The organism is Kribbella sp. NBC_01505 (genome assembly GCF_045040285.1).
GTDB lineage: Bacteria > Actinomycetota > Actinomycetes > Propionibacteriales > Kribbellaceae > Kribbella.
On record NZ_CP109425.1, the window covers coordinates 340292 to 353507 of the forward strand.

The window sequence follows — 13216 nt, forward strand, 5'->3', positions numbered from 1 at the left end:
CGCCGACCGTCCATGATGTCGTTTGGCATGCCTCATTCTTGAGATAGGGTTCGGTTATGTCGGATCATCTCCCGCCGACGCGGCGCACCTCTGTCGAGCTCTTCGCAGGTGGTGGCGGGCTAGCGATGGCAGTTCACCGAGCGGGTTTTCAGCCGCTCCTGCTCAACGAGTTCATGAAGTCGGCCTGCGACACACTCGAAGCCAACGGCGCGTCCGCTCGAGGTGAAGAGGAGATCATCCCTGGGCCTGGTGACCCTTGGCCCTTGGTTCGTGGCGACGTCCGCGATCTCAAGATGGGGTACCTCGAAGGCCAGGTAGATCTCTTGGCTGGCGGGCCGCCATGCCAGCCGTTCTCCTTGGGCGGTGTCGGCAAGGGCGATGAGGACAGACGGAACATGTTTCCGGAGATGTTCCGAGCTATTCGAGAGATCCAACCGAAGGCCGTCATATGCGAGAACGTGCGGGGGCTGCTACGCCCTTCGTTCCGACCGTACTTCGACTACATCCTGCGCGAGTTGGCTCGCCCCTTCGAGGAGCGTGACCCGAACGCCAAGTGGTACGAGCACGACGCGACATTGCGTGAGCGTGAAGGCAAGAATCAAGGCGAATCTCATGAGCGGTACAACGTCCACAGATTCGAGGTCAACGCAGCCGACTACGGGGTGCCACAGATCCGCAATCGCGTGATCGTCGTCGCGTTCCGAGCGGACCTAGATATCGACGAGGGCCTGCTTACCAACCTTGTGCGGCCGACTCACTCGGAAGAGTCGCTGATCAAGTCGCTCCGTGACGGCAGCTACTGGGAGCGTCACCCCACCGTTCCTAAGCACGTTCGCGCCTCAGCCGAGGCGAGGCTTCCGAACGAGCTGCCGATCAACCTGGAGGACGGGCTGCTCCCGTGGCGAACCCTCCGCGATGCGATCGCCGGCTTTGATGACCAAGGACCTTTGCCAAAGGTCCGGTGGGATCAACTCGATCGTGCGCAGTACGACTCAATGCCGACAGATCACATCGGATGGCCCGACGCTCGCATCTACGCCGGACACACTCCTAACGTCTTAGACAGGCCCGCGAAGACGGTCAAAGCCGGCGTGCATGGCGTGCCAGGTGGCGAGTCAGTCATGCTGACCGACTCCCTACTGCGCAGGATTGATCCCGTCACTGGTCAGCGCTACAGACACCGGTATATGACCGTTCGTGAGGCAGCCCGCGTAATGACGTTTCCCGATGACTGGAAACTCAGCGGCCCGCGCGGCGAGCAGATGCGTCAGCTCGGCAACGCTGTACCGGTCACCCTGGGTCATAGGTTCGCGCTCGCCGTCGCCAAGGTTCTGGACGCGGCCGAGTCGAAGGTATGACCGAGGCCTTGCCCTCCAACCGACGGCGTCCGAGGGCAGCAGTCGAGTCGGAACAGAATCGGTCGGCGGGTGGCCCACATCGGAGGCAGGTTCGTCTCCCCAATGGCGCTTCGGCTAAGGGAACAATCGTCCTCCACCGTTCCGCCCGACGGCCGGGCTTCATTGCTCATCTACGTTGGACATCGGACGGACGGTCGAGCTCTCGCTCGCTCGGAGTCATCCCGAAGACAAACCGGTTGGACTGTCTGTCAGCCGCCTGGGATCTCGCTAGGGACCGCGGCCTGGTCGATGATGAAGAGTTGCCGGGTTCGTCGTGGGCGTCGTCACCAAGCGTAAGAGCATCGATGCAAGGGAATCGAGCCCGCGATACCACTCCTGAGCTCCGCCTTCGAAGGTTGCTACACGCACGCGGCTTCCGGTACCGCGTGTCAACACGCCCACTTCCGGCGATCCGAAGAACCGCCGATATTCTGTTCACCAGAGTGAAGATAGCGGTCTTCATTGACGGGTGCTATTGGCACGGCTGCGAGCAGCACTACCGAGCATCCTCACGTAATTCCGCCTTCTGGCACGACAAGATCGCGAGCAACCAGCGTCGCGATGTCGAAACAAACAAGATTCTCAGTGATGCTGGCTGGACGGTGATTCGACACTGGGAGCATGAAAACGTTGAGGCGATAGCAAATGAAGTGGCAGCAGCTGTAAATCAGCGATCTCTTGGTCACGTCCACCCGAAGGTTGCCAGTGCCTGAAATTTCATTGCCTAAAGACATCCGCGACGACGTCCTGACCGTGCTCTACCGACACGTGGGCGCACTTCCCTGGATGACCATGACAGGAAGAATGAAGTCCCGCTACTACACCGAGTGGATCGAAGATCCAGCCATCGGGGGGCAGCTCGCGGACTACCAGACCGCCGACAACATGCGCGTTTGGCTGAAAGATGGTCCTCTCAAGGAGTACGCACGCGCGATCGAGGGCGTCGGATCCTATGCACGTTACACAACGAGACGACTGTCGACGCCCGACGAGTTTCTCCAGGAAATCCTCGGCAAGGAGTGGCAGGTCATCCCCGATAGCATTGGCGAGAAGCCGATGCATTGTCAGACGACAAATGGGCATACTGCTCGATACCTATGTTGGGGTGGCCAACGCACGTTCAAAGACCTGGTGTGGGCGGCCGTCAACCAGGCGGTGCGTCTGAAATCCCGACCGATCATCGTCGTCTACACCCTCGGCGATGAGGTGATTCCAGCGTCCCAACAAGAGCAACAGCATGCAATCGCAGAACATTGCGGAGTGGAGCTCAGATATGTTGAACGACGCTGGGAGAACCACACACCGCATTGAATGCTCAGGTTCACACATGAAGCGCAGCACTCTGTCAGCGCCCGCCGACCGAGCCACCTCGCGCTCCTGCAAGCAACGAAGCACCATCGCTCTGAGCCGCGAAACGAGTCGATCCCGGCCTAGGACCGCCAGACCGCGAGTACTTGAAGGTTGCGCCGCGAACTGGTCGCGGCCCGGTTCAGTACCAATGCCCCGACAGCTATGGAAGATCAAAGCCTCGCCAACCATGAGTGGATGCACATACGGTTGTGTGGTTCCCAACGACGAGCTGATAGTGAGGCGTTCAATGGCAAGGGTGCGATCCTTGAAGCCCGGAATGCAAGCGGTGCGAGTCCATCCGACGGAGGTTGACTGCTATTACCAGACCATCGTCGATCCGTCGGGCGAGCGGATCCTCCATCTGACGACGTTTGGGTCGGACGACAGACAGTCAGCCCCGAAGAGCAGTCAAACGATCCAACTGGGCACCGAGGCCGCCCAGACGCTTGTAAAGATCCTCATGGAGACCTTCAACATCAAGACATGATGTCCCATGTTCTTTGCACTTCGTCTCCGACCCTCAGCCGGTCCGTCTCCTCACCCCCCGGACCGCATCGCCAAATTGAGCGATGGGCGCGGGCTTGCTCGGCCGCACGCTGGTTTCAAGTGGCGCATCGATACCAGCCGGCGCCAAGCTACCGGAGCAGGTGGGCGTTGATCTGACGGGCGGCGTTTGCGAGGTCTTGGAGTTCCAGGACCTCTACGCCGGCGGCGGTTAGGAGCTCTGCACCTTCGCAGTCTACGAAGAGGAGTGGTTCTCGCCAGGCTAGGACTACTCGGGGGATGGTGGTGGCGAGGATTAGTTCCGTGCATGTTCGGGGGCGGGATGCTCGTTTGCTGCAGGGTTCGAGGCTTGTGTAGATCGTTGCGGTGGTGAGGCGGGGGTCGTGGGGGTCTAGCTTGGCGAGGGCGATCTCTTCGGCGTGGTCGTGGTGGTCTGTCTCCCGGGAATAGCCGCTCGAGATGACGTCGCCAGTCGGGCTGACGATGATGGCGCCGACGGAGAAGGCAGTCGTCGATGGTGGGCTGGAGCGGGACAGATCGATTGCCTGCCCCAGCCAGTAGCGGTCGTCGAGGTCAGCCATTGGTCGCGGCATTGGGGAGGTAGCGGAGGAGGACAACGTCGCCGATCTGCTGTACCTCGGCCAGGGCCATTCGGTTTGAGGGGTTTTGAGGGAAGGTGCCGTCGTTTACGAAGCGAGGCGCGGTGCTGTCGCCTACGAAGAATGGCGCGACCACGAGGTGTATCTCGTCCGCGAGGCCAGCCGATAGGAATTGCGTGTGCATCGTGCCACCGCCCTCGACCATCAGGCGGGCGACCCCTCGCTTTGCGAGATCCTGGAGGACCTGATCGAGCTGCACCGTTTCGCCGGCGTCGACGACCGTGCTGACCTGGCCGACCTGCTCGCTGGCCTTGGAGGCTGCAGAGGACGGGACATAGACGATCTTCTCTACGTCTCCAGTGCTGAAGAACTTCGATGAGGGGTCCAGATCACCGGTTCCGCTGATTGTGACTTTGATCGGGGACTCGGTCTCGCCTGCATCGAGACGTGCCTTGCGGCGGTCGTCCGAGCGGACGAGTAGGCGAGGGTTGTCACGCCGGATCGTATTGGCTCCGACCAGGATCGCATTGACGCCGGCGCGGACCTCGTCGACTCGATCAAAGTCCTCGTCGTTGGACAGGAGGAGACGCTGATCGGTGTTGTCGTCGATATAGCCGTCGAGTGATGCCGCCACGGACAGCAGGACGTAGGGACGATCAGACACGTGGTTCTCCTCGGTCGGTGTGTACGACGTTGTCGAGCAGCTCGACGAAATCGTCCGTCATCTGCTCTATGTCCATTGTGCTTGCCCCGGAATCCAAGCTGGAGCAGCTGTCCAGTGTCGCGAGCTGGTCACTCGGAATCCACGAAGTCAGGGGCGGGTGACGTCGTACCTGTTGGAACATGGCTCGAGCCGTCCCGCCGCTGGCACCATACGGCAGGACGCGCTTGCCCAGCGCGATGGCAAGGTCAGCTTCGGCTCTCGTACCCGATCCACCTCCGACCACTACGACGTACTCGGCGTCGGCGATGACGTTTCGGCGCCCGAAGATCGCGACCGCACCGCGGAGACCGGGTGGCTGGTAGTGGTCGGCGATGTGGGTCATGACCTCGATGCCTACTCCGATAGGTCCATGATTGACTCGCAGTCGGCGGACCATGACAAGACGGGCCAGCGCGCGGACGGCGGCGTCGACGACTGAGTCGTGGACGCCCGACACACGACTCCCACAAATCGCGATCCGGGTGCTACCAGGCTCAGAACCATCCAATCGGCGACGCTCCTGATCGGCCGGCACTCTGGCAGAATCCGCCATTTCGCGCTCATCCCGGATTGACGACATCAGCGCGTCGGCAGGGGCGAGGCCCATCAGCATCCGAGCAGTGTCAGGCAGACGAAGTCCTTCAGCAATGCGTGTCAGCACGCCGATGTCCGACACCTGGCCGTGCCGTGCTCCGCGAACCCAGTTCGACACGTCGGATCGGTCATGTTCGGTCAGCAAGGCGAGTTGAGTCTGGGTGCATTCGTCGAAGGCCGTCAGATAGCTTCGAAAAAGTGCTCCGATGTCGCGTCGGGCCAAAGCGGTCTGCACGTCGTTCCCGCGCCAGAAAGAGATCGGCACCGCGTTCGGATCGAACACCTTGCGGCGGGTCACGCAGTCTCCTCCCTCGCCAATGACACACCGAGCGTAGCGGGATGGAACCAACCTGTGGACTGGGACCACGGGTTCAGTCGATTTCGCTCCGTAGTCACGAGGCCAAGTATGAGGTATCCGATTGCTGACTTGGAGTGACTGAGATGGCGACTGTTTCCTGGCCGGTCCGAGGCCGTGCTCTTCGTCCGCTGGCGACCGATCGTCGGGTCTGTGTGTGGTTCGGTGAGCACCTCATCCTCGACTACGTCGCTGACCTCGAGTCAGCTGCCGCCTACGAGACAGCGATGCGACAGCGCTTCTCCAGCCTGCGGGTGACCAACGAGCCGGCCAAGCCCGCCAATGAACATAACCCGGCCCTGAGCGCGGCTGAACGCACGGCCCGGCGAGGTCAGTGCGTCCCGGCGTCACCCACGCGGACATTCGCATCAGACCAAGGAGGAGCGAAGCGAGATGTCTGAGACCGAGCCAAGTCTGCGCTCTCTCATGAACCAATCACCCCGGAACGCTCGCAGTCCACTGATCCAGCGGGCAGGCGTACTGATCCCTGCGTCTGCGTCTGCCTGCTGTTCCAAGCAGATCGGAGTTTATGACTGGAAGGAGTTGTTGTCTGGTATGCGGCGAGAGGTTGTCAAGCCGTTCTCAATTTTGCGTTGGCTGGGTGGTCCAGGCTGGGTCTGGAAGGTGTATCGCGGGATCGAGCCGCACGAGCGGCAGCGTCGCGAGTCCGAGGCGGTGCTGATCGCCGCTGGGTGGGGAATCGCTGTTCCGACAGTGCTCGCGACAGGCCTTCACGAAGATGGGCCATGGAGCGTCTTCAGCGTCGTGCCAGGGACAAGACGTCCCCTGCGGAGTGAGCACGATGTCCGCCAGCATCTACAGGATGTGCGCGGGCTGACTGAGACGCTCGGCGCGAACTCCATCGGTCTTGCGCCAGGTGACGGCTGGGCCGAGTCCTCTAGCGAGGGGCCAACGGGACATCGACAGTTTCTACTTGAGCAACTGTCTGAACGGTGCCGGGCGTATGAGTGGTGGGGCGATCTCTGTGGAAGTCTGCTGGTCGTCGACTCGGAGCGCACCGTTTATCTTCACGGCGATCTGAAGGCGGAGCACTTTCTGATCGCTGAGGATGCAATCCACGTTGTCGATTGGGAGGCGTGTGGTCGGGGGCCCGTGGCCTGTGACCAAGCCGATGTTGTCTTTCACGTGCTTCGGGATTTGGTTCACGATGGGGTTGCGGTTCCGCCGACCGTGGTCGCCTTGCTTGGCGAGCTCGGAACTCCTGGAGCCGTCCTGGCCTGGCGACTGGTTCGATGGCTGGATCGACGCCGGCCCGAGGACCTTCTTCTCGTGTCACCCCGAGAGCTCACTGAACTCGCCGTTGAATCCGACGCGGCGATTGCCTGTCACAAGCTCTTGCAAGTCATGACCGCTCTTCGCGCCAAGGGTGTCCCCCGCTGACGATGTACGGCGGCCGTTCACCTATCGCTTCGACTCTGAGATTGGAACTGCTATGCCAAGAACCAGTACTGCAATCGGGCCGGGCCGTCTCGTTATCGACACCGGCATGTCCCGACCGGACTCGACAGCAATCGTTGAGCGCAAAGGTCTCGGACACCCAGACACCCTTGCTGATCATCTCGCAGAACGCCTGTCGCGCGCCTACAGCTCTTACACGCTGGATCATTTCGGGGCGGTCCTGCACCACAACTTCGACAAGCTTGCGCTCCTGGGCGGTGCGTGCGAGGTCCGCTATGGCGGCGGCCGCATGACCTCTCCAGTACGAGTCCTCGTGAACGGTCGAGCGGCGCGCGTGTGTGGCGACGAGGTCATTCCGGTCGCGGAGCTTGTGGACGCCGAAGTCCGGAGCTTCTTCGCCGAACGACTTCCTGAGCTGACGGACCATCTCGACATCGTTTACAACATCACCAGCAACTCCAGCCCAGGAGCGGTGATCACCGGCGACTCTGTCCCAGAGCGCATCCGGTGGTTCAATCCGCGCTCGATCGATGATCTTCGTGAGCGTCGGGTTCGCTTGTCGAACGACACGTCACTGGGGACTGGCTGGGCACCGGAGAACGCCTTCGAATCGTTCGTGCGGGAACTCGTCAACCGCTTCTCGGGGCGATCTGAGTTCACACTCGCCAACCCCTGGTGCGGCTCGGATGTGAAGCTCATGGGCTACTGGGATGAAGACCTCGCCGATGTCGTCCTCTGCGTGCCGCAGAAGTCGCGGTTCGTCGGCAGCCGCGGAGAGTACGTGCGAAACCTCGAGGTCGTTCTCGAGGAGTGCTACCGGCTCGCCGACGCCAGGTTGCCGGGCACCAATGTGCGATTCCGGCTCAATGCCCGGGACGTGCCCGATCGGGACGAGCTGTACCTGACCCATACCGGCAGTTCGATCGAGTCCGGGGACGAAGGAGTCGTTGGCCGAGGCAACCGGGTCAACGGGCTTATCACCCCGCTTCGACCGATGAACCTGGAAGGTGCCAACGGCAAGAATCCCGTCTATCACGTGGGCAAGCTCTACAACATCGTCGCTCAGCGGCTGGCGGAACGCCTGTCCGACGAGACCGGGGACCATGCAGAGGTCCATCTCGTCAGCTTGACGGGGCAGCGTCTTGATCAGCCTTGGCGTGTTCTGGTGCGTCTGTCAGACGGCGATGCCGATGTCGACAAAGTCCAGGCATTGGTCGCCGATGCACTGGCAGAGTTCCCGGCTTTGACCGACGAACTGGTCACGGAAGGGATCGTGTTGAGCTGATGGCTCTTGGCGAGGTCTCAGCGGACTGCCGGCGGCGACTGGTCGGCCACTACGGAGCCACGGCCACCGCCTGGATCGCTCAGGCGCCCTCATTGTTGGACGTCGCGGCGGTGCGTTGGGGCCTCTCGCTGGTGGGGTATCACGACGTCGGACATGCGTCCGTTGTGGTGACAGCCGTCAGCCGGCAAGGCCGAGCGCTGGCCCTTAAGGCATGGACCGACCCCATGCGGTACCGCCACGAGGTCGCAGCCTTAAGACATTGGGCAGACGGGCCGGCCGTAGAGGTGGTTGACAGCGCCGACGATCTGGCTGTGGCAGCGTTGGAGATGGTTGGCGGACAGCCGGGAGGAAGCAATCGTCCGGTCGGCGAGCTCGCAGAGGTGGCGGAGGCTCTCAACGCGCTACATGCCCTCGGCCGCCGCCGGACTCCCGCTGGCTTCCCGCTGCTTGCCGACTACCTGCGGGAGGAGCTGACACCACGAGTTTTGGCGCGGCTGCGAGGCCGTGATCTCGGACGCTGGCGGCCGGTCGCACGCACTGGTCTCCGTGCTCTGGCAGACGTCCTGAGGGAGTCGCGGGGTGACGGCGGCCATCAAACGATGCTTCACGGAGATCTCTACCGAGAGAACGTGCTGTTCTCCGAAGCCCAGCGTCCGGTCTTCGTGGATCCGTTGCCCATGGTCGGATCCGCAGCGTTCGACTGGGCCTTCTGGACTGTGTACTACGAGGTCGGTCATCGGCTCGAAGATCGGATGGCGCTCGCGGTACAGATCTCAGGCTTGCCGGATCTAGATATCCGCCGTTGGTGCGCGGCCTTGCTCCTCGACGGCCTTCTGTACTACCGCGAGACCGACGATCCGCGAACGTCACGGTTTGGAGATACGGCCGTCGCGTTTGCCCTGGACGAGGAAGGGCGCAGGTCGTGAACAGTCTGATCTACCGCCACGGCCAGACGGACTACAGCATGCAACACCGCGTCAATGGTGACCCCGCATATCCGATCCTGCTGAACCGTGCAGGGCACCGGGCCTGCGGGCGGGCCCGCGCTTCGATGCCGTCATCTGACACGCGGACCTGGATCACCAGCGAATTCCCACGAGCGCGTCAAACCACGATGCTGCTCATGGGCTCATCCACGGCCGAGCCGCTGGTTGATCCACAGCTAAACGAACTGGACTACGGGATGTTCGAGGGCACTCCGTTCCTGTCGTACGGCGAATGGCTCGATCGAAACGGTGCGGATGAGCGCCCCGAGGGGGCAGCCGAGTCCCAGCGAGAGGGCATCGTACGAATGCTCAGGGGTTTGAGCGTCGTACCCACATATCCGGGCGATCGCGTGATCGTCGGACACGGCCTGCTGACATCCGTGTTGACCTGGGGACTCAACAGCCCACGACACGAGATCCTTCCTCTCCTCCTCCCTGAGGCGCCATACGTCGAGCCTCTTGTCCTTCCCGACGACGAACTGACTGGCCTGGTAGCGACCCTGCTCGAGCGGATTGCGCCGTCCGAGGTCGGTCAATGATGTCCGCGCATGGCGACCGCGGCCTGGCTGCTAACTTCGACGGCACCTGTCCACAGCTGGAAATGAAGGAATCTCGCCATGCATGATGCTCGTGTTCTCATCGAGATGGGTCCGGAAGCGGTACGTAAGTTGGCTCGTCGGGGCTACAGCCTGGACCTGTCTGCGCTACAGGATCTGCAGTCTCGGCGGAACCGGAGTATCCATTCGATCGACGAACTACGGGCCAAGTCGAAGCGGGTTGCCAGCGAGGTCCAGCAAACGGCACGTCAGGGTGGAGACATCTCTGCTCTGAAGGAGACCGCGCGCAAACTCAAGGACCAGATTCGCGAGATCGAGGTCGAGCAGGAAGCTGCGCAGAACGAGCTCACCAGTCTTCTTCTGAGCATTCCGAACCTGCCGGACGACCGAACGCCCGAAGGCGACTCTGACGAGTTCGCGACCGAGGTCCGGCGCGTCGGCGCCCAGCCCGCTTTCGCGTTCACTCCGAAGGACCATGTCGACCTCGGGGAGGCGACGGGAATTCTCGACTTCGCTCGGGCCACCAAGCTGTCCGGACCGCGTTTCGCAGTCACCCGCGGAGCAGGCGCAGCACTGGAACGCGCTCTGTCAACGCTCTTCCTCGACCTACACACCAGGCGCCACGGCTACCTCGAGCACTCGGTCCCCTACTTGGTCAGCCGAAAGACCATGACCGGCACCGGGCAACTGCCGAAGTTCGAAGCAGACCTGTTCAAGACCGGAGTCGCCGATCGCGATCTGTTCCTGATCCCGACAGCCGAGGTCCCGCTGACCAACCTATACGCCGACGAGATCATCCCGGCCGCAGACCTGCCGGTAGCCATGACAGCAAGTACTCCGTGCTTTAGGTCCGAGGCTGGGTCATACGGCCGCGACACCCGCGGATTGATCCGCCAACACCAGTTCACGAAAGTCGAGATCGTCCGGATCGTCGATGCCGAGCAAGCCGACACCGAACTGGAGAGCATGGTCGGCCACGCCGAAGCATGTTTGAAGGAGCTCGGCCTCGCGTACCGGGTCGTGATGCTCGCCGCAGGCGATACCGGCTTCTCAGCACAACTCACCTACGACATCGAGGTCTGGTTCCCAAGCCAGAACACGTATCGCGAGATCTCGTCGGTCTCCAGCTTCGGCACGTTCCAGGCCCGCCGCGCGAACATCCGCACCCGCGGTGACGACGGCAAGCCGAAGTTAGTCGCCACACTCAACGGCTCGGGGCTTCCCGTCGGTCGGACCATGGCCGCCGTACTCGAGCAGCACCAGCAGGAGGACGGCTCGATCGTACTCCCCCAATCGCTCGTCCCATATCTCGGCTTCCGTCGCATCGCGGCGGACGGAACACCGGAGGAATAGTGCTTGTCGGCGTCTGCGACTTCCCAAGTGACTACCCGTTTCCGCCCGCTGCCTACGGCGGCATAGAGCGGTGGCTCTGGGCAGTCGCTGTTGGAGCTCGAGCCGCAGGCGCCGACGTACACCTTCTCGGACCAGGCTGGATCTCGGAACTCGACCAAGACTGGACCCGCAAGCCGATCCGCCTGGAAGACGTCGCCGCCGGCTCGTTGGCAGAACGAGAGCTGCGCAGCTCGGCGTACGACCTGCTTATCGTCGGTCACGAGTACCCCTCGCAGCCTGACTGGGTCCGCACGTGGGATCGGATGGACTGCGACGTCGCCACGTTTCAGCACTCGCCGACCTTCAGACACTCCGAAGACGCGTTTGACGGCAAGCGATCACGCCTCTACTGCTACTCGCCCGAGATGATCGAACGCTACGAAGATCACCAACCGATAGCCGAACTAGCAGTCCACCTCGGCATCAATGAGCACGAACCTCAAGCCACCGCGGGCGATGACCTGGTCTGGCTTGGGAGAATCGACAGCGACAAGGCCCCACACCTCGCTGTCAGGGCCGCCCAGATCCTCGGCCGACGTATTCGCATCGTCGGTCCGATATTTGACGAGTCGTATGTCCGGGCACATGAACGCCTGTTCGGCGCCGAGCATGTCGACCTGACCGGTGAACTCGGTGGGCCTGCCAAGATAGCGGCGCTCCAGGCTGGCTCCGTCTTCGTCTACACCTACGCCCGAACGTACGTCGAGGCAGGCGCCGCCGTTTTTGGAGAGACGCTGCGCGCCGGAACGCCAGTAGCCGCACTGACGTGGCGAGGAGGCACCTGCGCCGACGCGGCCACTTGCGATCAAACCGGTGCCGTTGCAGTAGCCGATCCCGCCGAGGGCGATGAGGCGGCGGCTCGCCGGCTGGCAGAGGCCATCATCCAAGCCGAGGAACTCGATCATTCGACCGTCCAGGCGATCGGACAGCAGCGATTCGATCCTGCGCGTCATTTCGCAGCGATGACCACGAGGCGGTGCTGATCCGAGAGTCGGTGGGGTGGGTTCTTGATTCGCTCCACCGGACGCTCGGGCCGAGTTGGGATACACGTGTCGAAGGCGATCTCCTGACGGTCTTGCACCACGATCGCTCCGAGCACTACTTGCCGCCACGACGATCCCTGTCCTTCAGCGATCTACTCGACGTACTCGAGCGCAGCTTCGCGGCGCATGATGTTCCCCGCGCACGACCTCTGCCGCTTCGCTGGGGTCGCGACACCGACCTAACCGTATCCGCAGTCCAGGCGCTCGACCCGCTCATCAAAGATGGTCAGGACTGGGTCTATCGGTCCGGATTCCTCCCTCAGCCCGTCGTACGCCTGACCGGCCAGCGCGACGGCCATGGTGACCTGCGCGACGGGTTCCTCACCTCGTTCGTCAACATCTCCCACATCCAGCCGATCAAGCGCCACGACGAGTTCTCGGAGGTAATCGACATCTGGCTATCGGTTCTCTCAGATCTTGGCCTGCACGCCAAACACCTCAGTCTGTTCGGGCGGCTGAAGACGTGGCGGCGCGACTCGGTTCAGGGCATAACGCTGCGCTTTGGGCACCTGGATCTGACGCTGGGAGACGTAAATCTCCTGTGGAACGCAGATCAACCCGACCGAATGGCGGTGGACCTTGGCAGCGGCCTGGAGCGTTTGGCTTGGGCTAGATCCCGGACCGATTGGAAGGATCTCGTCTTCGGGCCTTTCGCAGATGCCGCGCCACCAGCAACGCTGGACGCCATCCGCACCGCGACACTCCTGCTAGGTCACGGCATCCGCCCAGGCGGCAGGGGTGCGGGAGGTACTACCCGGCGAATGATCAACACGATCGCACCCGAGTCGGCGCCCCTCGGCGTAGACGCCATGGTCCGCTTCTCACATCGCTACTGGCATCCAATCGCCCCGCTCCACCTTGAATGGCCAGCCATCGCCTCGGCGATCGAAGAGGAGCAATCGCGACGACTAAGAAGTTCTTGCCAGACAGCTCCGGCACCTTCTTGACGTGATGCGACTGACCGCGTCAATTTGCGCTCATGCGGTCCCGGCAAGGCGGTGTCCTGATCGGGCGGCATGCCCCCGAATCTGT

At 62.4% G+C, this 13216-nt stretch carries 14 protein-coding genes; 11 read left to right on the forward strand and 3 right to left on the reverse strand.

The annotated features are described in order from the left end of the window. The first annotated feature begins 56 nt into the window (after positions 1 to 56). From OG474_RS01350 to OG474_RS01365, 4 genes are all read left to right on the forward strand, one after another. Positions 57 to 1358 carry a DNA cytosine methyltransferase gene (locus OG474_RS01350; protein WP_405060308.1) on the forward strand — a complete coding sequence of 434 codons (1302 nt, stop codon included), beginning with the start codon at positions 57 to 59 and terminating at the stop codon, positions 1356 to 1358. A gap of 344 nt (positions 1359 to 1702) precedes the next feature. Further along, positions 1703 to 2110: a very short patch repair endonuclease gene (locus tag OG474_RS01355; RefSeq protein WP_405060309.1), complete on the forward strand. Its 408-nt coding sequence runs from the start codon at positions 1703 to 1705 to the stop codon at positions 2108 to 2110. Beyond that, positions 2103 to 2708, forward strand: a complete 606-nt coding sequence (locus OG474_RS01360; RefSeq protein WP_405060310.1) for a hypothetical protein — start codon at positions 2103 to 2105, stop codon at positions 2706 to 2708. Before OG474_RS01355 ends, OG474_RS01360 begins: the two co-directional genes overlap by 8 nt. Positions 2709 to 3012: 304 nt before the next feature. Further along, positions 3013 to 3234, forward strand: coding sequence for a hypothetical protein (locus tag OG474_RS01365; protein ID WP_405060311.1), 222 nt, complete (start codon positions 3013 to 3015; stop codon positions 3232 to 3234). A 148-nt stretch (positions 3235 to 3382) separates the two neighbouring features. Here OG474_RS01365 and OG474_RS01370 read toward each other — a convergent pair whose 3' ends face one another. From OG474_RS01370 to OG474_RS01380, 3 genes are read right to left on the reverse strand one after another with little or no spacing between them, the layout of a single operon-like run. Beyond that, positions 3383 to 3832, reverse strand: a complete 450-nt coding sequence (locus OG474_RS01370) for a dCMP deaminase (RefSeq protein WP_405060312.1) — start codon at positions 3830 to 3832, stop codon at positions 3383 to 3385. Next, the gene (locus OG474_RS01375) at positions 3825 to 4514 is read right to left on the reverse strand and encodes a RibD family protein (protein ID WP_405060313.1); all 690 of its coding nucleotides are present in this window, start codon (positions 4512 to 4514) and stop codon (positions 3825 to 3827) included. The genes OG474_RS01370 and OG474_RS01375 overlap by 8 nt, the downstream gene beginning before the upstream one ends. Next, complete coding sequence (locus OG474_RS01380; protein WP_405060314.1) at positions 4507 to 5445, reverse strand: hypothetical protein; 939 nt, start codon at positions 5443 to 5445, stop codon at positions 4507 to 4509. The genes OG474_RS01375 and OG474_RS01380 overlap by 8 nt, the downstream gene beginning before the upstream one ends. A 450-nt stretch (positions 5446 to 5895) precedes the next feature. On the opposite strand from OG474_RS01380, the gene OG474_RS01385 reads away from it, so the two are divergent. From OG474_RS01385 to OG474_RS01415, 7 genes are all read left to right on the forward strand, one after another. Beyond that, positions 5896 to 6903: a phosphotransferase gene (locus OG474_RS01385; protein WP_405060315.1), complete on the forward strand. Its 1008-nt coding sequence runs from the start codon at positions 5896 to 5898 to the stop codon at positions 6901 to 6903. Positions 6904 to 7009: 106 nt separating this feature from the next. Continuing rightward, positions 7010 to 8206 (forward strand): methionine adenosyltransferase, encoded by a 1197-nt coding sequence (locus tag OG474_RS01390; protein ID WP_405060316.1) that lies wholly within the window; start codon positions 7010 to 7012, stop codon positions 8204 to 8206. Next, positions 8206 to 9132, forward strand: a complete 927-nt coding sequence (locus OG474_RS01395; RefSeq protein ID WP_405060317.1) for a phosphotransferase — start codon at positions 8206 to 8208, stop codon at positions 9130 to 9132. Before OG474_RS01390 ends, OG474_RS01395 begins: the two co-directional genes overlap by 1 nt. After that, positions 9129 to 9731 carry a histidine phosphatase family protein gene (locus OG474_RS01400; protein WP_405060318.1) on the forward strand — a complete coding sequence of 201 codons (603 nt, stop codon included), beginning with the start codon at positions 9129 to 9131 and terminating at the stop codon, positions 9729 to 9731. The genes OG474_RS01395 and OG474_RS01400 overlap by 4 nt, the downstream gene beginning before the upstream one ends. A 78-nt stretch (positions 9732 to 9809) precedes the next feature. Then, positions 9810 to 11102, forward strand: a complete 1293-nt coding sequence (serS, locus tag OG474_RS01405) for a serine--tRNA ligase (protein WP_405060319.1) — start codon at positions 9810 to 9812, stop codon at positions 11100 to 11102. Then, on the forward strand, positions 11102 to 12124 hold the full coding sequence (locus OG474_RS01410; protein WP_405060320.1) for a hypothetical protein: 1023 nt from the start codon (positions 11102 to 11104) through the stop codon (positions 12122 to 12124). Before serS ends, OG474_RS01410 begins: the two co-directional genes overlap by 1 nt. Further along, positions 12118 to 13131 (forward strand): hypothetical protein, encoded by a 1014-nt coding sequence (locus OG474_RS01415; protein ID WP_405060321.1) that lies wholly within the window; start codon positions 12118 to 12120, stop codon positions 13129 to 13131. The genes OG474_RS01410 and OG474_RS01415 overlap by 7 nt, the downstream gene beginning before the upstream one ends. The last annotated feature ends 85 nt before the right edge of the window (positions 13132 to 13216 follow it).

What these genes read in the sequence shown, in the direction of transcription:
- serS (WP_405060319.1), top strand. Translation starts at nt 9,810, where the DNA reads ATGCATGATGCTCGTGTTCTCATCGAGATGGGTCCGGAAGCGGTACGT.
- OG474_RS01370 (WP_405060312.1), bottom strand. Translation starts at nt 3,832, where the DNA reads ATGGCTGACCTCGACGACCGCTACTGGCTGGGGCAGGCAATCGATCTG.
- OG474_RS01385 (WP_405060315.1), top strand. Translation starts at nt 5,896, where the DNA reads ATGTCTGAGACCGAGCCAAGTCTGCGCTCTCTCATGAACCAATCACCC.
- OG474_RS01350 (WP_405060308.1), top strand. Translation starts at nt 57, where the DNA reads ATGTCGGATCATCTCCCGCCGACGCGGCGCACCTCTGTCGAGCTCTTC.
- OG474_RS01395 (WP_405060317.1), top strand. Translation starts at nt 8,206, where the DNA reads ATGGCTCTTGGCGAGGTCTCAGCGGACTGCCGGCGGCGACTGGTCGGC.
- OG474_RS01390 (WP_405060316.1), top strand. Translation starts at nt 7,010, where the DNA reads ATGTCCCGACCGGACTCGACAGCAATCGTTGAGCGCAAAGGTCTCGGA.
- OG474_RS01355 (WP_405060309.1), top strand. Translation starts at nt 1,703, where the DNA reads ATGCAAGGGAATCGAGCCCGCGATACCACTCCTGAGCTCCGCCTTCGA.